This is a genomic window from Streptomyces genisteinicus (assembly GCF_014489615.1).
Lineage (GTDB): Bacteria > Actinomycetota > Actinomycetes > Streptomycetales > Streptomycetaceae > Streptomyces > Streptomyces genisteinicus.
On sequence record NZ_CP060825.1, the window covers coordinates 5746852 to 5770241 of the forward strand.

A 23390-nucleotide genomic window follows, 5' to 3' on the forward strand; every position below is an offset into this window, starting at 1 on the left:
TGACGTAGCGTCACGCAGGGTCACCCCGCAGCCGCGCGATGCCCTCTCGTTCCTCCGTACGGCCTGCCCCTCGCCGCACACCGGTCCGGCCCTCCGGGACCGCCCCCGCGGCCTGCCGCTGCCGTGGCCTCCCGGCGTCCCGGCACCCGGCTGCCGGCTCCCGGCGCTTCGGCCTGAAGGCCCCTTGTCCCTCCGCCCTCCGGGCGCGGGACGAGGGGCGTTTCGCGGTCCCGCCGCCGCCCGTCCCGCGTCCGCGGCCGGAATTCGCCGGACCGGCACTCCTGGAGATGTATCTGCGGACGCCCGCCGCGGATCGTGCAGGCAAAGGGGTAGAAAGGGCTGGAGCTCTATGGGCGGGAACGAGTACGGGCGGGGGCTCACCGGGCTGGACCGGGGTGCCGTCGCCGTCGTCGGAATGTCGTGCAGGGTGCCGGGCGCCGAGGACGTGGGGGCGTTCTGGCGGATGCTGACGGAGGGCCGGCACGCCATCACCGCCGCGCCGCCCGGACGCTGGCCCACGGACATCGAGGAACTGGCGCGTCATCCGCACGCCGGGTTCGTCGACGGGGTCGCCGACTTCGACGCGGAGTTCTTCGGCATCTCGCCGCGCGAGGCCCAGGTGATGGACCCGCGCCAGCGGATGGTGCTCGAACTGAGCTGGGTGGCGCTGGAGGACGCCTGCCTGCCGCCGGAGAGCCTGCGTTCCAGCGCCACCGCCGTCTTCCTCGGCGCCACCGGGGACGACTACGCCTCCCTCGTGCACCGGCAGGGTGCCGACGCGCTCTCGCACCACGCCGTCGCCGGCCTCAGCCGCGGTCTGATCGCCAACCGGGTCTCGCACCAGCTCGGCCTGCACGGACCGAGCCTCACGGTCGACACCGCGCAGTCCTCCTCCCTCGTCGCCGTCCACATGGCCTGCGAGAGCCTGCGCTCCGGTGCCGCGCGCCTGGCCCTCGCCGGCGGCGTGCACCTCAACCTGGCGCCCGAGTCCACGATCGCCTTCGCCCGCGCCGGGGCGCTCTCGCCCGACTGCCGCAGCCACACCTTCGACGCCCGCGCCAACGGCTTCGTCCGCGGCGAGGGCGCGGGCGTGGTCGTCCTCAAGCGGCTGGCCGACGCGGTCGCCGACGGCGACGACGTCCACTGCGTGCTCCTCGGCGGGGCCGTCAACCACGACGGTCCCGGCGCGCTGACCGTGCCCAGCGCCGAGGCGCAGACGGCGCTGCTCCGCGCGGCGTGCCGCGACGCGGGCGTCGACCCCGCCGAGGTCCGGTACGTCGAACTGCACGGCACCGGCACCCGGGCGGGCGACCCCGTCGAGGCGAGCGCCCTGGCCGCCGTCCACGGCGAGCACCGCGAAGCCGGACGGCCGCTGCTGGTCGGCTCGGTGAAGACCAACATCGGCCACCTCGACGCGGCCGCCGGGGTCCTGGGCCTCATCAAGGCCGCTCTGGCGGTGCGGCACGGAGTGCTGCCCGCCAGCCTCAACCACACGACGCCGAACCCGGACATCCCGCTGGAGCGGTGGAAGCTGCGCGTCACCACCGAGGCCGGACCGTGGCCCGAGGGGCCGAGGCTGGCGGGTGTCAGCTCGTTCGGCATCGGCGGCGCCAACTGCCACCTCGTCGTCGCCGCCCCCGGCGACCGGTCCCCGGCGTCCGCCGGGGCAGCCCCCCTCGTCGCGCCCGCCGCGCGGCCCGCCCCGGGGGACGCCGTCCCCCGGGAGCAGGCCGCCACCGGGGCGCCGGGCCCGGCGCCGGGCACACCCGCCGGAGCAGGGGACCCGCGGGAGCAGCCCCCCGCCCCGGCTCCCGCTCCCGCCCCCGCCTCCGCCGGGGACCTGCCGGGCCTCGTCCCCGTGCCCCTCTCCGCACGCGGCCCGCGGGCCCTGCGCGCCCAGGCCCGGCAGCTCCGCGCCCGCGTCCTCGACGACGAGGCGCTGCGCCCCGTGGACGTCGGCCACTCCGCGGCGACCACCCGGTCGCACCTGAGGAACCGCGGTGTGGTCCTCGCCGCCGACCGGCACGAACTGCTCGACGGTCTCGCCGCCCTGGCCGACGGCACACCCTCGGCGCGCGTCGTCACCGGCACCGCGGCCGGGGGCGGCCGCGTGGCCTGGGTGTTCTCCGGCCAGGGCGCGCACTGGGTCGGCATGGCACGGGGCCTGTGGGAGACGAACGACGTGTTCGCCGCCCGCATGGACGAGTGCGAGCACCTGCTCCGCGAGCACGGCGGCTACGCGCTGCGCGAGGTGCTCGGCGACGAGGACGCCCTGCTGCGCATGGACGTCGTGCAGCCCGCCCTGTTCGCGGTCATGGTCTCGCTGGCCGAGGTCTGGCGGGCGGCGGGCGTGGAACCGGACGCCGTCATCGGCCACTCGCAGGGCGAGATCGCGGCCGCGACGGCGGCGGGCATCCTCTCCCTCGCCGACGGCGTGCGGCTGATCGTCGCCCGCGCCCGCGTCATCACCGAGAAGCTGTCGGGCCGCGGCCTGATGGCCGTCCTCGACCTCCCGGCCGACCGGATCGACCGGCCGGGTGTCGCCGTCGCCGCCGTCAACTCGCCCGGCACCGTGGTGATATCCGGCGACCCCGACGGTGTCCGCGCCGCGGTCGAGGAGTGCCGCGCGAGGGACGTCCGCGCCCGGATCGTCCCCGTCGACTACGCCTCCCACTGCGAACACGTCGAGTCGGTCCGCGACGAGGTGCTGGCGGGTGTCGCGGGCGCCGCGACCCGTGACAGCGGTGTGGCGTTCTACTCCACCGTGGTCGCCGGACGGATCGACGCCCATGACCTCGACGCCGAGTACTGGTACCGCAACCTGCGCGAGCCGGTGCGGTTCGCCGACACCGTCGAGGCGCTGACCGCCGACGGGTACGGCGTGTTCGTCGAGGTCAGCCCGCACCCGGTGCTGACCGTGCACATCGCCGCCACGGCCGGGTCGGCGATCGTGCAGCCCACCCTGCGCCGGGACGAGGACGAGCCCCGGCGGCTGCTGCTGTCGATGGCCGAACTCCACTGCCGGGGCGTCGCCGTGGACTTCGGCGGACACTTCCCGGGCGGCCGGCGCGTGCCGCTGCCCGCCTACGCCTTCCAGCGCGAGACCCACTGGATCGGCGTGTCCCCGGCCGTCGCCGACCGGCTCCCCGCCCCGGCCGTCGCCGTCCCGGCCACCGGATCGCGGGAGTCCGGCGCCGCCGCGGGCACGACCGAACGCGAGCTGTGGAAGCTGGTCCGCGGCGAGGCGGCGGTGGTGCTCGGGCACGCCGACGCCGAACGCATCGCCGGCGACAGCACCTTCAAGGACCTGGGATTCGACTCGGTGAGCGTGGTCCAGCTCCGCGACCGGATCAACGCCGCGACCGGCCTCGAACTGCCGGCCTCCCTCGCGTACGACCACCCCACCCCCGCCGCCGTGGTCCGGCACCTGGGCGAGCGCCTGCTCGGCCCCGCCGGTGCCCCGGCCGGACGGACACCGGACACCCTCGCCCCGGCGGGCGACGAGCCGATCGCGATCGTGGGCATGAGCTGCCGGCTGCCCGGCGGCGTGACCACACCCGAGGAGCTCTGGCGGCTCGTCGCGGACGGCGTCGACGCGATCACCGGCTTCCCCGGGGACCGGGGCTGGCCGGCCGCCGCGGACGCGGACTTCCTCCCCGCGGGCGGATTCCTCGACGGCGCGGCGGAGTTCGACGCGGGCTTCTTCCGCATCAGCCCGCGCGAGGCCCTCGCCATGGACCCGCAGCAGCGGCTCGCGCTGGAGGCCGTCTGGGAGGCGCTGGAGAACGCGGGCCAGGACCCGGCCGGGCTCCGCACCACCCCCACCGCCGTGTTCATGGGCGCCATGGCCCAGGACTACCTGCCGCGTCTCCAGGACGTCCCGGCCGACCTCGCGGGGCACGCGCTGACCGGCGGCTCCACCAGCGTGGTCTCCGGACGCATCGCCTACACCCTCGGCCTGGAAGGGCCCGCGGTGACCGTCGACACCGCCTGCTCCTCCTCACTGGTCGCCGTCCACCTGGCCGCCCAGTCGCTGCGGTCGGGGGACAGCTCCCTCGCGCTGGCGGGCGGCGTCACCGTGATGTCCACCCCGGGCATGTTCACCGAGTTCGCCCGGCAGGGGGGCCTCGCGGCCGACGGCCGCTGCAAGGCGTTCTCCGACGCGGCCGACGGCACCGGCTGGTCCGAGGGCGTCGGCGTGCTCGTACTGGAGCGGCTGTCCGACGCGCGCCGGGCCGGCCGCCGCGTCCTCGCCGTGCTGCGCGGCAGCGCGATCAACCAGGACGGCGGCAGCAACGGCCTGACGGCGCCCAACGGGCCCTCCCAGGAACGGGTGATCCGCCAGGCCCTCGACTCGGCCGGCCTGGCCCCGGAAGCGGTGGACGCGGTCGAGGCCCACGGCACCGGCACCGGTCTCGGCGACCCGATCGAGGCGCAGGCGCTGCTGTCGGTCTACGGACAGGGCCGCGAGGAACCGCTGTGGCTGGGCTCGCTCAAGTCCAACATCGGCCACACGCAGGCCGCCGCGGGCGTTGCCGGCGTGATCAAAATGATCATGGCGATGCGCGAGAACGCGCTCCCGAGGACCCTCCACGCGGAGCTCCCCTCGCGACGCGTCGACTGGTCATCGGGCGCTGTGCGGCTGCTCGACGAGCCGCGCGACTGGCCGTCCCGCCCGGACCGGCCCCGCCGCGCGGGCGTCTCCTCCTTCGGCATCAGCGGCACCAACGCCCATGTGATCATCGAACAGGGAGACACCCCCGCGCCGCCCCCGGCCGCCCCGGCCCCGCTCCGGGGCCCCCTGGTGTGGCCGGTCTCGGCGCACAGCGCCCGGGCGCTGTCCGCCCAGGCCCGCAAACTGGCGGCCGCCCTGACGGCTCCCGGGGAGGCGTCCGCGCCTGCCGCGGCGCCCGCGCCCGGTGCGCCCGTCCCCGCGGCGGCCGGTTCATCCGTGGCCGCCGCCCGGGGAGCCGTGCCCGGCGCGGTGACCGCCGCCGCGGCACCCGGGCCGGTGGCTGTGCCCGGCGCCGGGGCGTCGACTGCCGTGGCCGCCGTCGGGCTCCCGGCACCCGCTTCCGCTGGGGGATCGTTCACGACCGCCGTGGCCGTCGCCCCTGGTGCCGCCGCGCCCGACGCGCTGCCCGCGCCCGACGGCGCGCCTCAGGCATCCGCCCCCGGTGAATCCGGTGAGCCCGGTGAGCAGGCCCGCGTGATCGTGGCCGACGCCGAGGCGCCCGGCACGGCGACCGGCACCCCCACCCCCGCGTCCCCTGCCCCCGCGGCAGCGCTCACCGCGGGCGTCTCCGTGGCACTCGCCACGCGGCGCACCGCCTTCGACCACCGTGCCGTGGTCGTCGGACACGACCACGCGGACCTGCTCGCCGGACTGGAGGCGCTCGCCGACGGCCGCCGGGACGCCTCCGTGGTGTCCGGCCACGCCCCGTCCGCGCCCGGCGTCGGCGTGCTCTTCTCCGGGCAGGGCAGCCAGCGCCTGGGCATGAGCCGTGAACTGATCGACGCCTTCCCGGTGTTCGCCGCCGCCTGGCGCGAGGTCTGCGACGCGCTCGACCCCCTGCTGGAGCACCGCGTCGACGACGTGGTCCGCGCCGAGCCCGGTTCCGCCGGCGCCGCGCTGCTCGACGCCACCGCCATGACACAGCCCGCGCTCTTCGCCTTCGAGGTCGCCGCCTACCGGCTGCTCACCTCGTTCGGAGTCGAACCCGTGGTGCTGGTCGGCCACTCCATCGGCGAACTCGCCGCCGCCCACGTGGCCGGTGTGTTCTCCCTGGCCGACGCCGCCCGCCTGGTGGCCGCCCGCGGCCGTCTCATGGGCGCGCTGCCGCCCGGCGGGGCCATGGTGGCCGTCCGGGCGGGCGAGGACGAGGTGCGCGCCGCCCTCGCGGGCCACGAGCACTCCGTCTCCGTCGCCGCCGTCAACGGCCCGGCCGCCGTGGTGCTCTCCGGTGCCGGGGACGTCGTCGGCGAGGTCGCGTCCCTCCTCGCCGCCGAGGGGCACCGCACGACCCGGCTGCGGGTCTCGCACGCCTTCCACTCACCGCTGATGGACCCGATGCTGGACGCGTTCCGCGAGGTCGCCGAGTCCGTCGCCTACGCGCCCGCGCGCATCCCGGTCGTGTCCGACGTGACCGGCTGCGTCGCGGAGCCCGGGCAGCTGGAGGACCCCGGCTACTGGGTGCGGCACGTCCGCGAGTCCGTGCGGTTCGCGGACGCCGTCGCCGCCGCGGTCGAGGCCGGTGCCGGGACCCTCGTCGAGGTCGGACCGGACGGTGTGCTCTCCGCGATGGCCGGCGACACCCTCGCCGACACCGGGACGACGGCGATTCCCCTGGTCCGCAAGGACCGTCCGGAGCCCCGTGCGGCCGCCGAGGCCCTGGCCCGTCTGCACGTCGCCGGCGTCCCTGTCGACTGGAGCGGCTACCTGGAGGCCGTCGGCGTGACCGCGGCCCCCGCCGACCTGCCCACGTACGCCTTCGACCACCAGCGCTACTGGGCGCGGCAGCCCGAGCCCGTGAGCGATGTCGCGGGCGCCGGGCTGGACCCGGTCACCCACCCGTTCCTGGCCGCCGTGACCGAACTCGCGGCAGGCGACCGGCGGGTGTTCAGCGGCCGGATCGACCCGGCCGCGGACTCCTGGCTGGCCGACCACGCGGTCTTCGGCGCCACCGTCTTCCCCGGCGCCGCCCTGGTGGAGTCCGCGCTGCACGCCGTCGGCGCCGCCGGCTGCCGGGCGGTGGGGGAACTGACCCTGCACGCCCCGCTCACCTTCGCCGACGGCGCCGTACGGTTCCAGGTCGCGGTCGGCGCCGCCGGACAGGACGGCAGCCGTCCCGTGGAGGTGTACTCCCGGCCGGAGTCCGCCCCCGGCGCCCCGTGGACCCGGCACGCCTCCGGCCACGGCGTCCCGCTGCCGCCCGCGCCCCCGGCCGCCGCCGGCCAGTGGCCGCCGCGCGACGCCGTCCCCGTCGACCTCCCCGGCCTCTACCCGGAACTCGCCGGCCGCGGCTACGGATACGGCCCCGCCTTCCAGGGCCTGCGCTCGCTGTGGCGCCTCGGGGAGGACGAGATGTACGCCGAGGTGCTGCTGCCCGAGCACGTCCCGCACGCCGCCACCGACGGCTTCGCCGTCCACCCGGCCCTGCTGGACGCCGCGCTGCACCCCGTTCTCACGCTGGTGACCTCGGACGACGCGGACACGGCGATGCTGCCGTACGCCTGGTCGGGCGTCGCCCGCCACGCGCCCGGCAGGGGACTCCTGCGGGTGCGCGTCGTCCGGCTCGGCGCCGCCGAGGTCTCGGTGGCGGTCACCGGCTCCGACGGCGCCCCGGTGCTGACGGTCGAGTCGCTGGCGATGATGCCCGCCCCGGCCGGCGGTTCCGTCGCAGGCTCCCTGTTCACCGTGGGCTGGGAGCCTGCGGACGCCGCGGCGCACCCGGCCGTCGCCGAGCACCCGGCCGCCGGGGGCGGCGGGCCCGCCGACATCGTGCACCTCACCGCCGCCTCCGCCGCCTCCGCCGCTTCCGGCGACGCCCCCGGCGCCGCCCGGGCGAGCGCCCGCGAGGCGCTGGACCTGGTGCGGCGGCGCCTGGCGGAACCCCACGACCGCCCGCTGGTCGTGGTGACCCGGGGCGCCGTCGCCGCCCTGCCGGGCGAGGTGCCCGACCTCGCGCTCGCGGCCGTGTGGGGGCTGGTGCGCTCCGCCCAGGGCGAGCACGGCGGCCGGTTCGTCCTCGTCGACACCGACGGCACCGACGCGTCGCTGCGCGCCCTGGAGACGCTGGAGACCCTGGACGTCCGCATCCCCGAACGCGCCGTCCGCGAGGGCCGGACCTACACCCCGGCGCTGGTCCCGGTCTCCGCCCCGGCCGCACCCCGGCCGTCCTTCGACCCGGACGGCACCGTGCTGCTGACCGGCGCGACCGGGGGACTGGGCACCCTGCTCGCCCGGCACCTGGTCACCGCGCACGGCGTGCGCAACCTGCTGCTGCTCAGCCGCTCCGGCGCGGCCGGCCCCGCCGCCGCACTCACCGCGCTCGGCGCGCACGTCACGCACGCCGCCTGCGACGTCTCCGACCGGGAGGCGCTCGCCGGGCAGCTGGCGCGGATCCCCGCGGACGCGCCGCTCACCGCGGTCGTGCACATGGCGGGCGTACTCGACGACACCGTCGTGGAGTCGCTCACCCCGGAGCGCGTCGACCGGGTGTTCGCGCCCAAGGCCGACGCGGCCTGGCATCTGCACGAACTCACCGCGCACATGGACCTGTCGGCCTTCGTGCTCTACTCGTCCGTCGTCGGTGTGATCGGCAACCCCGGCCAGGCCAACTACGCGGCCGCCAACGCCTTCCTGGACGCCCTCGCCGCACACCGCGCGGCCGCCGGCCTGCCCGCGACCGCCCTGGCCTGGGGCCCGTGGGAGATCGGGATGGCCGGCACGCTCGGCCCGGCCGAGCTGGCGCGCTTCCGCCGCCACGGCATGGCGCCGCTCTCCGCGGAGAAGGGCACCGCGCTCTTCGACGCCGCCCTCGCGGGCCGCGACACGCTCCAGCTGCCGCTGGAGATCGACCGGCCGGCCCTGCGGCAGGACACCGTGCCCGCACTGCTGCGCACCCTGGTCCGGCGGACCCCGGCCGCCGCACCCGCAGCCGCCGTCGCCGCGGCGGCCCCGGCCGCCGGCGCGGCGGGGGAGGAGGACGGCCTCTCCCCGACCGCCCGCCGGCTGGCCGCCCTCGCCCCCGAGGAGCAGCGCGAGGAACTGGTGGCCCTGCTGCTGGAGACCGCGGCCGCGGTGCTGGGCTATCCGTCCGCCGACGACATCGACGCCGGCATGTCCTTCCAGGAGATCGGGTTCGACTCCCTCAGCGGTGTCGAGTTCCGCAACCAGGTGAAGCAGGACACCGGTGTGCACGTCCCGGCGACGGTGATCTACAACTATCCGACCCCGGCCGCCCTCGCCGATCGCCTGCGGGAACTGCTGTTCCCCGAGACCGGGCCCGGGGCCGGGGCCGCGCCCGAGACGCGGACCGGGACGGGGCCCGTCCCCGGGGCCCCGGACGGGCCGGACGGGGCCGGCGCGATGGAGGCGACCGACGCCATCGACGACCTCGACGGCCTCGGCGGCCTCGACGACATCGACGATCTCGACATCGAAGCCCTCGTGCAGCGGGCGAACTCCGAATGAGCAGCCCGTGCACCCGGGTGACCGACGTGGAAATGGTGAGGCGATGAGACCGGAAGACCTGAAGGCCGTGCGCGCGTTCGTCAAGGAACACCTCGACGGCCGGCACGCCGAGCTGGACGCGCTCGACGACAAGCCGTCGGACGTCTACGAGCGCTTCCGCGAGACCGGGCTGGCCAACTGGTGGCTGCCCGAGGAGTTCGGCGGCCGGGGGCTCACCCTGGAGGACGGCGTCGAGATCGTGAACGAGATCGCCTACGGCGACGCGGGCGCGGCCTTCACCCTGTTCATCTCGGTCCTCGGCACCAGCATGGTGCAGCTCTACGGCTCCGACGAGCTGAAGGCCCGCCACCTCGGACCGATGGCCGCACGCGGCTCGTTCTGCGCCACCCTCGGCAGCGAGCGGAACGCGGGCAGCGAACTCGCCCGGATCGAGACGACGGTCGCCGCCGACGGCGGCGAACTCGTGCTCACCGGGGAGAAGTTCTTCTCCACCAACACCGACTTCGCCGACTTCCTGATCGTCGTCGCCCGCTCGGCCGAGGACCCCGAGGCGTACCACGCGGTGCTCGTCCCGCGCGACACGCCCGGCGTCGAGATCGTGCGCCGCTGGGACGTGATCGGCCTGCGCGCCTCGCACACGTACCAGGTCGCGCTGAAGGACTGCCGGGTCCCGGCCGGGAACCGCCTCGGCGGGTCGGGGCTGCGCCTTCTGGAGATCGGCCTCAACGCGAGCCGCATCCTGATCGCCGCCACGGCCATCGGCATCGCCCGCCGCGTCCGGGACCACTGCATGACCTACGCCCGGACCAAGCCCCTGCGCGACGGCGTCCTCATGGAGAACCCGGTCTTCGCGCAGCGCCTCGGGCAGATGGAGATGCAGATCGACGTCATGAAGAGCCACTGCCTGCGCGCCGCCCGCGACTACGACGCGATCATGGCGGACCCGGACGCGCCGGCCCTCTTCCACCGGCAGGGCACCCTGAAGTCCGCGCTGACCGCGAAGATGTTCTGCGGCCAGGCGGGCTGGGACGTCGCGAGCGTGGGCTCGGAGATGTTCGGCGGCCTCGGCTACACCGAGGACCTGCCGATCGGGAAGCTGCTGCGGGACGTGCGCTACGTCTCCGTCGTCGAGGGCGGCGACGACGTCCTGCGCGACCTCCTCTACAGCCGCTACGTGATCCCGGTGCCCCGGCGCACGTAGGGCGGGTGGCGGAAGCTCCGCAACCCGCCCCGGGGTCCGTCGTCCGGATCGCGGCGGGCGCGCGGCCCTGATCCGGACGAACGGCCCTCGCGGCCGGTCCGTGCTCCGGCGGCCGGGGGCCCTCCGCGGGCCCGGCCGCCGGCCGCGCTCACCCGCCTGCCGGGACCGCGGGTCCGCCGGTCACGGCACCTCGGCCTCGAAGAGCGCCGTGCTCCCGTGCACGGTGAGCGTGTGGGAGGGGAAGCGGGCGGCCAGCTCCGCGCGCAGGTCGTCGAGGCTGTCCTCGGCGTTGTGCATCACGCCGCGCCGGTTCCAGAACGGCACCACGGCCCGCGCGGCCGGCCCCACCGGGACGCCCTTGCCGAGCACGGTGGCGCCGAAGATCCGGCCGCCGGGGCGGACGCAGGCCGCGACGTTGTCCAGGACCACGGCCTTGTCCCGGATCGTGCCGGGCACGCAGTGCAGCAGGAAGTTCAGCGACGCCGAGCCGAACGACCGCTCCGGCAGCGGCAGGGGCTCCAGCGCGTTGGCCCGCACGGTCGAGACGTCGAAACGGGCCAGCCGGCGTGCCGCGTGCCGCAGCGAGTGCTCGTTGAGGTCCGCCAGGGTGATGGACCGGTCCGGGGCGGCGCGGCAGGTGTCCAGGAAGTAGCCGGTGCCCACGCCGACGTCCAGGTGCCGGTCGGAGACGTTCCGGTCGAACATCGCGACCACCTCGGGCACCGGGACCCCGAACAGGAACCGGCAGTTGATCTTGAAGGCCACCAGGTCGTAGAGCGGCAGTGTCCACGGCCGGTAGATGGCCTGGCCTGCGCGTACCTGGTCCGGGTGGGGCGAGGTGGTCACGTGGAACCTCCGCCAGAGGGGGCGAAACCGTCTGGCTCCGACTATACGCGGCGCAAGTGGGCCTTCTCGCGGCGCACTTGACCCCCGCACACCGTCCCGCGCCCGCCGGTGCGCCGGGCGCGCACAGGGTCCCGGAACGCGCCCCCGCCCCCCGCCGCACCCCCCGCCCCCGACGCAAGCCGCCGGCCGGCCCGGGCGGATGCCCGGACCGGCCGGCGGGGGTGCGCGGTGTGCCGCTGCCGACCGCGTCGGCCGCGTGGACCGCGTCGGGTCAGGCGGCGGCGCAGGCGGCGCCGCCCAGCGTGAACGCGGCCGGGGCCGGGTTCGTCGCGCCCTTGGTGCCGATGAAGCCGACGGTGACCGAGCCGTTCGGCGCGATCGTCGACGTGTACGAGGCGGGGGAGACGGTCACCGAGCCGCCGGACTGCGCGGCGGTGCCGCCCCACATGTTGGCGACGGTCTGCCCGGCGCCGAAGGCGAAGCCCAGCCGCCAGTCGCTGAGGGCGGCGGTGCCGGTGTTGCGGATGACGATCTCGCCCTGGAAGCCGCCCTGCCACTCGCCGACCACCCGGTAGCCGACCGCGCAGGAGCCGCCGGGCGTGCCGCCCTGGTCGGTGGTGACCGCCACCGTCGCGGAGCGCGCCGAGCGGTTGCCCGCCGCGTCACGGGCGTAGACCGCGAAGGTGTACGAGGTGCCCGCGGTCAGGCCGGTGACCGTGACCCGGGGCGAGAGGGCCGAGGCGGCCGGCGTCTCGGCGCCACCGCTGATGCGGACCACGTCGTAGCCGGTGACACCGACGTTGTCGGTGGCCGCCGCCCAGGTCAGCGTCGCGGAGTCGGCGGTGACGGCCGAGGCGGCCGGGGCGCCGGGCGCCGTCGGGGCCTCGTCGTCCCCGGTGGCGCCGCCGAAGACGGTCGCCTCCACCGACGTCTGGGCGATGCCGTTCACACCGTTGAAGATGCGCTCGCCCCAGGAGCTGAGCCGGCTCGGGTCGAAGTCGAGGACCAGGTCGAGGATCGGGTCGGTGTTGCCGCTCCAGGACCAGGCGAGGTAGCCGAGGTCGAGCCGCTCGGCCGCGGCCATCATGGTGTCCTCGTCGGGGTCGCCCCACTGGTCGCCGGGGCCGCCGAACTCGCCGATCAGGATGGGCAGCCCGCTGGCGACGAAGCCGTCCAGGTAGTCGTTGATCTCCTGCGCGGTGTCGAAGACGCTGTACATGTGGATGGAGAAGATCAGGTTGCCGGTCGTGTCGGCGTCGTACACGGCCTGGGCGTTGGCCTTCATCACGCCCTGCCAGTCCTGGCCCCAGTTGGGGGCGTCCACCATGATCGTGTGCTGGAAGCCGGCCGTGCGCAGCTTCTTCACGGCGGCGATCGTCGGCTCGGTCCAGCCGGCCGGGTTCGTGTTGCCCCAGGGCTCGTTGCCGATGTTGACGATGACGTAGTCCTCCTCGCCGTCGAGGACGTCCTTGAGGCCGATCCAGTAGTCGGCGGCGTGGTCGAGCGTGCCGGCCGCCGCGTCCTCGCCGTAGCCCGTGGTGTCGTGCACCTCCAGGACGCAGATCAGCCGGTTCTCCTTGCAGTCCGCGACGACCGCGGCCACGTCGGCGGGGCTGTTCTCGGACCAGCGGTGGCCGTCGGACAGGACGACCCGGACGCTGTTGGCGCCCTTGGCCTTGATGTCGGCGAGCGACTGCGTCTCGCCCGGGTACCAGGTGTGCGCGTGGTTGACGCCGCGCATCACGAAGTCGTTGCCGTTCGCCTCCAGCAGGCGCCCGTCGCTGATGTGCAGGCCCGTCGCGAGCGCCCCCGCCGTCCGGGCATGGGCGGCGCCGGCGCCGAAGGCGCCGAGGAGGACGAACCCGACGAGGGTGGTGAGCCCCGTCAGCAGGGATACGGCGGTGCGGGACCGTGTGGTGCGCGTACGCGTCGTGCTTCTCGTTCTCACGGAGACTCCAGTAGATGGGCGCCGGGACAGCATCGGAACGGACATGAGAGCGCTCCCATGGTTTGAGCCAGGTGCGTGGGAGCGCTCCCATGAAGTCACCACGCCGGGAACACGTCAAGACTTTGGACAGCCCGTTCCGTGGTCGGACCGCTCGGGCCCGCTCCAGGCTCTGGCCGGAACTCGTCCCTCGCGCCGCCTCCTCGTCCGGGCCGCGCCCGCACCGGGCACCCGGCCCGCACCGCGGCCCCCGCGGCACGCCCCGCCGGATCGTTCGCGGGGCGGTACGGCGTGGCGCGGCGAGCGGACGGACAGGTGCCCGCTACGTGTCGGGAACAATGCGGAGGGTCCATGCGTTGACGGGATTCAGCCACCTCGAAGGAGTTGCCTTGTCCGCCAGACCGACGGACCCCCCGGGACACAGTCCCGGACCACTTCGCCATGAGCGCGGCGCGCGGCGAGGTGGTGTTCGATGAGTGCCGCGCTCGGCCTGCTGGCCGTCTTCGTCCTCACCCTCGGCACGGGTTACTTCGTCGCCCAGGAGTTCGCCTACGTCGCCGCCGACCGCCTGGCCCTGGCCAGGGAGGCCGAGGCCGGTGACAAGCGCGCCGCCCGCGCCCTGAAGGTGCTGGAACGCCTCTCGTTCATGCTCTCCGGCGCGCAGCTGGGCATCACCGTGACCGGACTGGTGGTCGGCTTCCTCGCCGAGCCCTCCGTCTCGGCGCTGCTGCGGCCCGCTCTGGAGGGGATCGGGCTCTCCGGCGCGGCGGTCTCCGCCGTCTCCGTGGTCCTCGCCTTCGTCCTCGCCACCGTGCTCCAGATGGTGATCGGCGAGCTCGCGCCGAAGAACCTGGCGCTCGCCGTCCCGGAGCGCCTGGCGAAGTCGCTGGCGCCCTCCACCCTGCTGTACCTGAAGGTGGTCGGCCCCGTCGTGCACGTCTTCGACGGCGCCGCGAACCGCCTGCTGCGCAAGATCGGCATCGAGCCGGTCGAGGAGCTGCACCACGGGGCCACGCTGGAGGAGCTCAGCCATCTGATCGGCGAGTCCCACGAGCAGGGCCACCTGCCGGCCGCCACCGCCGAGCTGGTCGACCACGCCGTGGAGTTCTCCGAACGCACCCTCGGCCAGGTCATGGTCCCGCGCGCCGATGCCGTCTTCGTGCACCAGGACGCCACGGCCACCGAGGCCGTCGGCCTGATCGCGCGGCACGGGCACTCCAACTACCCCGTCTTCGGCAACCACCCGGACGACATCGCCGGCGTCATCGGCGTGCGCGAACTGATGCGCCTGCCGGAGTCGCGGATGGCGGGCACCACCTCCGGCGCGGTCGCCCGCACCCCGCTGCTGCTGCCCGACACCCTGCCGCTGCCCGACGCGGTCGCGCAGATGCGGGACCGCGACGACGAGTTCGCGGTGGTCCTGGACGAGCACGGCGGTGTCGCCGGCATCGTCACCTACGAGGACATCGCGGAGGAGCTCGTCGGCGACATCGCCGACGAGAGCGACATCGTCGTCCACCTCGCCGTCGCCGACGGCGACGGCTGGCTCGTCGACGCCGGTCGCCGGCTGGACGAGATCGAGGACGCGACCGGGGTCGCCCTGCCCGGGGAGGACGACTACGACACCGTGGCCGGCCTGATCATCGACCGGCTGGGACGATTCCCGGCCATCGGCGACCGCCTCACCGTCGACGGCGTGCGCCTCGACGTCCTCACGCTGGACCGGCACGTGCCCGAGCGGGTGCGCATGACCCCGGTCGAGCAGCCCGCGGCCGAGGAGGCGCAGGCATGAGTTTCCCGATGGCACTCTTCGTCACCGTCCTGCTGCTGATCGGCAGCGGGTTCTTCGTCGCCGCCGAGTTCGCGCTCGTCGCCGCCAAGCGCCACCGTGTGGAGAAGGCGGTCGCCGAGGGCCGGCGCGGCGCGAAGGCCGCACTGGCGGGCATGAAGGAGCTCTCCCTCATGCTGGCCGGCGCCCAGCTCGGCATCACCATCTGCACCCTGGGGCTGGGATCGATCTCCAAGCCCGCGATCTCGCACCAGCTGGACCCGCTCCTGCACGACCTGGGCCTGCCCAGCGGGCTGAGCTACGGCATCGCCTTCGCCGTCGCGATGATCGTCGTCGTCTTCCTCCACATGGTGGTCGGCGAGATGGCGCCCAAGTCCTGGGCGATCGCGCATCCCGAGCGGTCCGCGATGCTGCTGACCCCGGCGTTCCGCGCCGTGGTCAAGGTGGTCCGCCCGCTGATCTGGGTCCTCAACCGGGTCAGCAACGCGCTGGTGCGCCTGTGCCGGGTGGAGCCCCGGGACGAGCTGGCGGCGGTCCACAACCGCGAGCAGCTCACGCACCTGGTGCGGGAGTCGGAGCGGCTGGGCCTGATCAACCACACGGACTCCGAGCTGATCACCCGCTCGCTGACCGAACCGCAGACCCCGGTCGCGGAGCTGGTCACACCGGCCGCGGACATCGTGCGTGTCCCGGCGGGCGCCGGACTGGACGAGATCCTGGCGACGGCCGCCGGCGCCGACCGCTCCCGGCTGGTCGTCGTGGACGGCGACACCGTCCTCGGCTCGGTCCACGCCCGTGACGCGCTCGTCGTGCGTACCAGGGGACGCGCCGTCACGGCGCGCGAGCTGGCCCGCCCGGTCCCCGAGCTGCGCTCGGGGGACAGCGTGTCGCACGCGGTCGAGCAGCTCCGCCGCAACCGCGCCTCGCTGGCCCTGGTCCGGGACGAGGACGGTGTGCTCACGGGGCTGATCAGCCTCGACGACCTGCTCGTCCGGCTGATGGGGGCGCCCGCCGCCCACTGACCCCCGGGTCCGTGCCCCTGCGGCCTCCCCTCGCGCCCCGGCGCGGGCGGGAGGCCGCGGCCGTCGGCGGGGCGTGCGCGGCGCGTGCCGGCCTGCTGCTCCACTGCCTCGTTCGAGCCAGGAGCTCACCCGCAGAAGAGCGAACGCAGCCGGCGAAGCATCGGCCCGGGCATCAGGGCCTCAGCAGTCCGCCCACCCACCAGTCGTGCGGCTTGCCGTCGTTGGCGATGCTGCGATTGCACAGTGTCCCTTCGACGGTGAAGCCGAGTTTCTCGGCGACGGCACGCGAGCCGGTGTTCCCGGCCATGGCCCACCACTCGATGCGGTGGACGTCGAGGGTGGCCCAGCCCCAGTCGCACAGGGCCCGGGCGGCCTCCGCCGAGTACCCGCGTCCGCGCTGTTCCCTGACCGCCCAGTAACCGAGCTCCCAGACGCCGCGGCTGATGAGGGTCAGACAGTACGAGCCGACCAGGGCACCGGTGTCCTTGCGGAACGCGCCGAGGGTGTAGTCCCTGTCCTCGGCCCACTGAGCGGGCAGCTTCTCGCCGACCAGCTTCTCCGCGTCCGCACGCCGGTACGGCACCGGGGTGTAGAACTGGATGTCCTCGTCCTGGCAGGCTTCGTACACCGCATCCACGTCGGCAGGTGTGAAGCCCCGCAGCACCAGGCGGTCGGTCTCGAGAGTCACTGGATCCACCGCGGCAGTATCGACGCCGTCAACAAGTGGCGACCAGCGAATATCCCGACCGGGCACCGCCCGTCACAGTGCCCCGGGCTGATCGACGGTCGTCGCAGCACCCCGGATCAGCTGCCCCGGGACGGAGCCGCACCCGTCATCAGTCGCGGACCGAGCCCCTAGGATGGGCGGCTCCGAGTCGGCGGATCGCCGATCGTGCCGGAGGAGGAGATCGGTTCGATGAACCTGCCCACGGGTCCCGCGACGCGATCCACGGTGACGGGTGCCGGCGAGGTCCGGGTCTCCTGTGCCGTCATGGCGCACCCCCGGCGCGCCGCCGCGGCCACCGCCCTCGCGGCGAGCCTGCCCGAGCTGGATGCCACGGTGGTTCTCGACCCCGATCCGGACGGTCCCCCGGCGACGCTGCGCACGGCGGCCGAGGCGTGGGCCGCGGTGCCCGACGGGGCCACGCACCATGTGGTCCTCCAGGACGACGCCACGCCCTGCGCCGGCTTCGCCGAGGCGCTTCAGGGGCTGCTCGGGCTCCGCCCCGACCTGCCGATATCCCTCCACACCGAGTGGGGGTCGGGCTCGGCGACCATGGTGCGGTGGGCCGCGCTCTCGGGCGGCGGGCTGGTGCGGTGCGTCGACGAGTACGTGCCCACCGTCGGCCTGGTCCTGCCCGCTCGGCTCGCCCGTGAACTGGGCGAGTTCGCCCGGACGTGGCCGGACCGGGAGCTGCCGGACGATGTGGCGGTGGCCCGGTTCCTGGCGGAGAAGGGCGTTCCGCCCTATGTGGCCTCTCCCAACCTGGTCGAGCACGACGGCGATCTGAGCCTGGTCGGCAACGGGGGCCCCATGGGCATCCGGCGCTCTCCCTGCCTGCGGCTCCCCGGCGACGGGCCGCAGCGTGCGGACCTCCTGGAGGCGCCCGGTCTGGTGCCGATCATCAGCGCGCCGAAGGCGCGTGCGGTGGTGATGTGCTGGGACACGGCCGGGCAGCGGCATGCCGGGTACACGACGCTGCGCCCGGAGCTGGAGCGGGCGGGGGTCGCCCACCAGGACGTCGTGGCGGCGCTGGACAAGTGGCTGGCCTCCGCGGCGGGAGACCGCCTGGAGGCCGCCCTCGGTTACGGCTTCCTGCACGAGACCTGGGTCGCCGCCGTCGCGCTGGCGGTCTTCGCCCCCGGGCGGGCCGGGGCGGACCCCGTCGCGGGCCTCGGGCTGCGGGCGCTGGAGACGGTGGCCCCCGGCGGCCTGCGGACGCTGGTGCCCGCCACCGTCTCCGGCACGTCCCTGCGCGCCGACCTGGCGGCCCTGGTCCGGGACGGGTTCGCCCTGCGGGGCGCCTGACGCACGCGGTGCGGCACGCGCCCGGCGGGTCAGGCGGGCGGCAGGGCGGGCACCCGCAGGTTCCCGGCACCCCAGACCATGCCGGCCGACACGATCGACACGAGGTCGTCCCGGTGCCGCAGGAGCGCGTCGACGTCGGCGAAGACCCGGAGCGCGCCGGGGATCAGCGTGGCGAGCGCGGCCGCCGCCGGACCGTCGGGAGCCTTGAGGGCCACGGCGAGGTCCGCGACCGACTCGGGCCACTGGCTGCGCTGAACGGCCCCCATGGCCACGGCCGTCAGCCAGGCGGCGTGGAACTGCTCCTCCGGGACGATGCCGAAGAGGTCCCGGCCCGCGGAGGTGGCCTCCACGGCCCCGGTGAAGACGCGGCGGAGCCGTTCCTCGTCGGCGCCCCACTCCACCAGGCACTCCAGTGCGGGGCGCTGGGTCGCCGGCACGTCGTCGGCGGTGTCGAGGACCAGCGCGGTCCCGGTGTTCCAGGCGAAGAACGGCATGAGCCGGGGGACCTCCAGGACCGTGGCGTCGAACCCGGGCGGGAGGGTGGCGCCCCATCCGGCCGAACGCCGGGCGCCGTGACCGGAGTTGCCGGTGATGCTCGGCAGGTCGAGGTGTTCCACCAGGTTGGGGACGGTCACCAGCGCCCGGGTCCCGGTCGTCCGGACGAAGCGCAGCACTGCCTGGTCGTCGGCCTCCCCGTCGCGGGCCTCCTCGTCGAGGAAGCGGCCCAGCCGGACGGCGAGTCCGGTCGGCAGGCTGAGGGCGACGGTCGGCACGTACGGGTTGATGACCGGCACCGCGCTCGCCCCCGTCAGCGCGGCCCAGCGGGCCAGCACCGCCGTCCGTGAGCCCCATTCGACGAAGTGGCTGAGCACGGCGTCGGGGTGGGTCCCGATGGCCTGCAGGACGGAGTCGACGAGTCCGTCGGGGACCTCCACGTCGTCCTGGAGCACCAGGTGGTGGGTGGCGTTCCGGCCGGACGCCTGGGCGAAGGCCAGCCGTGCGCTGCGCAGAGCCGTACGCGGCCCGTCGGGGACCGGGTCGACCGCGAGCCGCACGTCCGCGTGCGGACCCAGCGCGCGCTGCACGCGCGCCGCGTCGGCCAGCCGGTCCGGATGCGTCATGACGGAGACCGACAGGCGGGTGTCCGAAGAACGAGAGAGCGCCATCCCGTATCCCTTTCGCTTGATGTGGCCGCGATATTAGCAAGCAATTTTGAAGGAAAGTTTCGATTCCCGGCGAGGGGCGGAATTGGTTTTCACTCCTCATGACCAAACGGCTGGAAGCCGCCCAAATGGTCCCGCTCGAGAATTGCTATAGCCCGCGGTCCGGCCCGTTGACCGGGATACGGGCGGCTGGTTAGCCTGCGGATTCCGCGATCTGAGAAGTCGAATTCCGCGTGGATTATCCGGCCCGATGAATGCGCGGCAGCATGCGAGGGGTGAGGACGTGCCGAACGATTCCGAAGAACTGCCGCCATCCATTGAAGTGCGCAATCTGACGAAGGAATTCAGGCGCCCTCGTCGCAGGAGCGGAAGATTTGCGGCCGTCCGCACGCTGCTGGCCACGGACCACGAGGTGGTCCGCGCGGTCGACGACATCAGCTTCACCGTCCGGGCGGGCGAGGCGGTGGGCTGCATCGGCTCCAACGGCGCCGGGAAGTCCACCACGATCAAGATGCTCACCGGAGTGCTCGCCCCCACCTCGGGGACGGTGCGCCTCGACGGACGCGACCCGGCCGGAGCCCGCAAGGAGACCGCCCGCCGCATCGGCGTCGTCTTCGGGCAGCGCAGCCAGCTGTGGTGGGACCTCCCGCTGGTGGAGTCCCTCGAACTCGTCGCCGACATCCACGGCGTCGAGCCGGCGCGCTACCGCCGCAACCTGGCCCGTGCCGAGGCGGTGCTCGGACTCTCGGACTTCCTCACCACCCCCGTCCGGCAGCTCAGCCTCGGCCGCAGGGTGCGGGGCGACCTGGCGGCCGCGGTCCTCCACGACCCCGCCGTCCTGTTCCTCGACGAACCGACGATCGGGCTGGACGTCCACACCCGGGACCGGGTGATCGACTTCGTGCGGAGCCTGAACGGGGAACAGGGCACCACGGTCGTCCTGACCACCCACGACCTCGCCGACATCGAGCGCCTGTGCCGCCGGGTCATCCTCATCGACGCGGGCTCGATCGCCTACGACGGCACCGTCACCAGGCTGAAGGCCGCCTACCGCGCCCGGCGCACCCTGACGGTGACGTACGACGCCGTGGAAGCGGGGGACGCAGGCTCCGCGGTGTTCGCCGCCGGCCGGACGCTCGGCGAGGGGACGGTGGTCGAGGCGTCCCCGGGCCGCGTCCGCGTCGCCCTGCCCGCCTCCGCCTCCGCCGTGCCCGCGATCCTCGCCGAGGTGGGGCAGCGGTGCGCCGTCACCGACCTCTCCATCGACGAGAACAGCCTGGAGAACGTGGTCAAGGAGCTGTACGCGACCGAGGGCGGCTTCGAGGCCCTGGCGGCGGCAGAGGGCGCGGACCGGTGACGCCGCCGCCCGTCCTGCGCGCCGTGGGCGCCGTCGCCGCGGCCCGCACCCGCGTCGTCTTCACCCACCGCGCGAACGCCCTGTGCGTCGCGGCGGCGGCCCTGGTGCAGATCGCCCTGGTGAACGCCGTGTGGCGGGCGGCGTACGCCTCCGCCCCGACCCCGCCGAGCCGGCCGCTCGACTCGCTCCTCCTCTACGTCACGATCGCCGGTCTGCACGCCTGGCTCACCTCGGAGTCGGTGGTGATGTACATGCAGGTGCGCGTCGCCCAGGGCACGTTCGTCTTCGACCTGCTGCGGCCCGTGGGCTACCTGCCCCAGATGGCGGCCCAGCAGGCGGGGTTCATGGGCGCCGCGCTCGTCCTGCTGCTCCCCGCCCTGCCGCTGGCCTTCCTGCTCGGAACCCTGCGGCCGCCACCGGACGCGGCGGCCGCCGTCCTGTACGGCGCCAGCCTGCTGCTGGGGCTCACCGTCCACACCCTGCTCGCCCTGCTGATCGGCCTGAGCGGGTTCTGGACCATCCAGATGGACAGCGCGAACCTCCTCTACCGGGTGATCAGCCAGTTCCTGGCCGGCTCGTTCGCGCCGCTGTCGATGTTCCCCGACGCGCTGCGGACCGTGGCCGGCCTGCTCCCCTTCCAGGCCATCACCTACCTGCCCGTCGAGGTGTACACGGGCGGCGTCACCGGCCCCGCGCGGACGCGGGCACTGGGCCTGCAGCTCCTGTGGGTGCTCCTGCTGTCCGCGGTCGTCCTCCTGGTCTGGCGCCGCGCGGCCCGGAAGGTCGTGGTCCAGGGTGGCTGACGGATTCCTGCGGACGGTCCGGCTCGCCTGGCGCATGGAGCGCGCGGCGTGGCGCGGACAGATGCAGTACCGGTCGAACTTCCTGGCCATGGTCGCCCTCGGCGTCGTCTACCAGGGAGCGGGCTTCGGCATCGTCCTCGTTGTCATGCACACGGTCGACGCCATCGGCGGCTGGTCCCTGGAGGAGATCGCGTTCCTCTACGGGCTGCGCATGCTGGCGCACGCCGCCTGGGTCGTGCCCCTCGGCCACCTCTGGTCCCTGGACCAGGCGGTGCGCGAGGCGCAGTTCGACCGCTACCTGCTCCGGCCGATGAACCCGTTCGTGCAGTTCCTGACCAGCCGCGTCGAGCTGAACGCCTTCGGCGACCTCCTGGTCGCCCTGACGGTGTTCGGCTACTCCTGCACGCTCGTCGGCATCGACTTCACCCTGCCGGTCGTCCTGCTCCTCGCGGCCGCCGTGTGCGGCGGCGCCCTGATCGAGGTGTCGGTGCAGCTGGTGCTGGCCTGCGCGGTGTTCCGCACCCTCAACACCTCCGCACTGCGCAATCTCGCCGACGCGGTCTTCGGGACGCTCGGGAGTTATCCGCTGACGATTTTCCCGGCCTTCTCCCAGCATGTGCTCGCCGCCACGCCCATCGCCTTCGTCGCCTATTTTCCCGCCTCTCTCGCACTCGGAAAGGAGGAAGGACTTCCCGTACCCCACTGGTACGCGCTGCTCTCGCTGCCGGTGGGAATCCTCATGGCCTGCGCGGCGGCCCTGGTCTGGAAATCCCAGATGCGCCATTACCAGAGCGCGGGCCACTGACCGAACCGTCAAGAAATGCGAAGCAACAGGGGGTAACCGTGCACGATGTCCTTCAGACGTCTCCGTATCTCACGCATCTGTCCGTCGGCGCGGAGACTCCGCTCCGCTATCTGACGGACACGTTCGGCCCCAGCGAACCGCTCGGGTACCCGGCGCCCGGCGACGCGCGCTACGGAATCGTGGGCCTGGACCGCACCGTCGTATGGGAGTCGGACGACAGAGTCCTGGAGGTGCTGCGGCACTGCGCCGACCGCCCGGTGCCCGCCGGGGAGATCTCCGGCCGCTGGACCGGCGCGCTCACCGAGGACCTGGTCGCCCGGGGATGGCTCCAGCACCCGTCCCGGCTCTGCCGGGAGTTCCACCTGCGCAGCGGCGAGATCGAGGTCACCGCGCACTGCAACTGGGGGTGCCGGTTCTGTCCCGTCGCCACCGACCCCAAGCCGCGCCGCACCATGGAGATGGACCTCTTCGAGGAGATCGCGGCCAAGCTGGCCGACCTCGGAACCATCGAGTACGTCACCTTCCACTTCTTCAACGAGCCCACGCTCGACAAGCACTTCACCGATCGGCTGGAGGTGCTGCGCCGGTACGGTCTCGAACTCGCCCTCTACACCAACGCCAGCGGCCTGACGCAGGAGAAGATCGACGCCCTGGCGGACGGCGAGGTGCTGCGGCACCTCATCGTCAACATGCCGAGCGCCGAACCGGCCGACTTCGCCGCGCTGACCTCGTCACGGCTCTACGAGCGGACGATGAAGAACGTCGACGCCGCACTCTCCGCGGGCTTCCGCACCCAGATCGTCGTCAACGGCGTCGGCGAGGACCAGCAGCGCAACCTCCTGCAGATCACGGACCGCTACGGCTCGCGCGGGGCCGAGGTCGTCCCCACGATGACCTGCGACCGCGCCGGTGACGTCGGCGATCCGGCCTACGCCCAGGACGTGCGCGCGGACGGCAGGCTCAGCGGCTGCGGATGGCCCGTCGCCCACGGGAACTTCAGCGTCACCGGCGACCTGTTCCTGTGCTGCAACGACTACTACCAGCGCGAGACCTTCGGCAACATCCGCGACGGCTCCCTCACGAGCCTGATGACCGGCGAGAAGGCGGTGCGGCTGCGGCAGCAGGTCTTCGGCGTCGCCCCCGCGGCCGACGACTTCATCTGCCGGCGCTGCCACAACCAGCGGCCCGACTTCCCGGGCCGCGAGTTCCGACCGATCGCCACCTTCGGATGAGG

At 74.2% G+C, this 23390-nt stretch carries 13 protein-coding genes; 9 read left to right on the forward strand and 4 right to left on the reverse strand.

Annotated elements, in window-relative coordinates; all coding sequences use genetic code 11:
* The first annotated feature begins 349 nt into the window (after nucleotides 1-349).
* Together IAG43_RS35030 and IAG43_RS24795 are read left to right on the forward strand one after the other, a co-directional pair.
* On the forward strand, nucleotides 350-9196 hold the full coding sequence (locus IAG43_RS35030; protein WP_187742888.1) for a type I polyketide synthase: 8847 nt from the start codon (nucleotides 350-352) through the stop codon (nucleotides 9194-9196).
* 43 nt (nucleotides 9197-9239) lie between these two features.
* The gene (locus IAG43_RS24795; RefSeq protein ID WP_187742889.1) at nucleotides 9240-10397 is read left to right on the forward strand and encodes an acyl-CoA dehydrogenase family protein; all 1158 of its coding nucleotides are present in this window, start codon (nucleotides 9240-9242) and stop codon (nucleotides 10395-10397) included.
* 180 nt (nucleotides 10398-10577) lie between these two features.
* Here the strand turns inward: IAG43_RS24795 and IAG43_RS24800 are convergent, their stop codons facing one another.
* Nucleotides 10578-11243, reverse strand: coding sequence for a class I SAM-dependent methyltransferase (locus IAG43_RS24800; RefSeq protein ID WP_187742890.1), 666 nt, complete (start codon nucleotides 11241-11243; stop codon nucleotides 10578-10580).
* 271 nt (nucleotides 11244-11514) lie between these two features.
* Nucleotides 11515-13191 carry a cellulase family glycosylhydrolase gene (locus IAG43_RS24805; RefSeq protein ID WP_246574537.1) on the reverse strand — a complete coding sequence of 559 codons (1677 nt, stop codon included), beginning with the start codon at nucleotides 13189-13191 and terminating at the stop codon, nucleotides 11515-11517.
* 469 nt (nucleotides 13192-13660) lie between these two features.
* Between IAG43_RS24805 and IAG43_RS24810 the strand changes: the two genes are divergently transcribed.
* Nucleotides 13661-14980, forward strand: a complete 1320-nt coding sequence (locus IAG43_RS24810) for a hemolysin family protein (protein ID WP_187742891.1) — start codon at nucleotides 13661-13663, stop codon at nucleotides 14978-14980.
* Nucleotides 14977-15999, forward strand: coding sequence for a hemolysin family protein (locus IAG43_RS24815; RefSeq protein ID WP_187742892.1), 1023 nt, complete (start codon nucleotides 14977-14979; stop codon nucleotides 15997-15999). The genes IAG43_RS24810 and IAG43_RS24815 overlap by 4 nt, the downstream gene beginning before the upstream one ends.
* A 172-nt stretch (nucleotides 16000-16171) precedes the next feature.
* On the opposite strand, the gene IAG43_RS24820 is transcribed toward IAG43_RS24815, so the two are convergent.
* Nucleotides 16172-16753, reverse strand: coding sequence for a GNAT family N-acetyltransferase (locus IAG43_RS24820; RefSeq protein WP_187742893.1), 582 nt, complete (start codon nucleotides 16751-16753; stop codon nucleotides 16172-16174).
* Nucleotides 16754-16915: 162 nt separating this feature from the next.
* On the opposite strand from IAG43_RS24820, the gene IAG43_RS24825 reads away from it, so the two are divergent.
* Nucleotides 16916-18028 (forward strand): hypothetical protein, encoded by a 1113-nt coding sequence (locus IAG43_RS24825; protein ID WP_187742894.1) that lies wholly within the window; start codon nucleotides 16916-16918, stop codon nucleotides 18026-18028.
* A gap of 29 nt (nucleotides 18029-18057) precedes the next feature.
* Here IAG43_RS24825 and IAG43_RS24830 read toward each other — a convergent pair whose 3' ends face one another.
* Entirely contained in the window at nucleotides 18058-19194 is a 1137-nt protein-coding gene (locus tag IAG43_RS24830) for a hypothetical protein (RefSeq protein WP_187742895.1), read from the reverse strand.
* A 280-nt stretch (nucleotides 19195-19474) separates the two neighbouring features.
* Between IAG43_RS24830 and IAG43_RS24835 the strand changes: the two genes are divergently transcribed.
* The 4 genes from IAG43_RS24835 to IAG43_RS24850 are packed head-to-tail and all read left to right on the forward strand — an operon-like array spanning nucleotide 19475 to nucleotide 23388.
* Nucleotides 19475-20548 carry an ABC transporter ATP-binding protein gene (locus IAG43_RS24835; protein ID WP_246574540.1) on the forward strand — a complete coding sequence of 358 codons (1074 nt, stop codon included), beginning with the start codon at nucleotides 19475-19477 and terminating at the stop codon, nucleotides 20546-20548.
* Nucleotides 20545-21351, forward strand: a complete 807-nt coding sequence (locus tag IAG43_RS24840) for an ABC transporter permease (RefSeq protein ID WP_187742897.1) — start codon at nucleotides 20545-20547, stop codon at nucleotides 21349-21351. Before IAG43_RS24835 ends, IAG43_RS24840 begins: the two co-directional genes overlap by 4 nt.
* Complete coding sequence (locus IAG43_RS24845; RefSeq protein WP_246574541.1) at nucleotides 21344-22156, forward strand: ABC transporter permease; 813 nt, start codon at nucleotides 21344-21346, stop codon at nucleotides 22154-22156. The genes IAG43_RS24840 and IAG43_RS24845 overlap by 8 nt, the downstream gene beginning before the upstream one ends.
* Before the next feature lie 38 nt (nucleotides 22157-22194).
* Nucleotides 22195-23388 carry a radical SAM/SPASM domain-containing protein gene (locus IAG43_RS24850; protein WP_187742898.1) on the forward strand — a complete coding sequence of 398 codons (1194 nt, stop codon included), beginning with the start codon at nucleotides 22195-22197 and terminating at the stop codon, nucleotides 23386-23388.
* The last annotated feature ends 2 nt before the right edge of the window (nucleotides 23389-23390 follow it).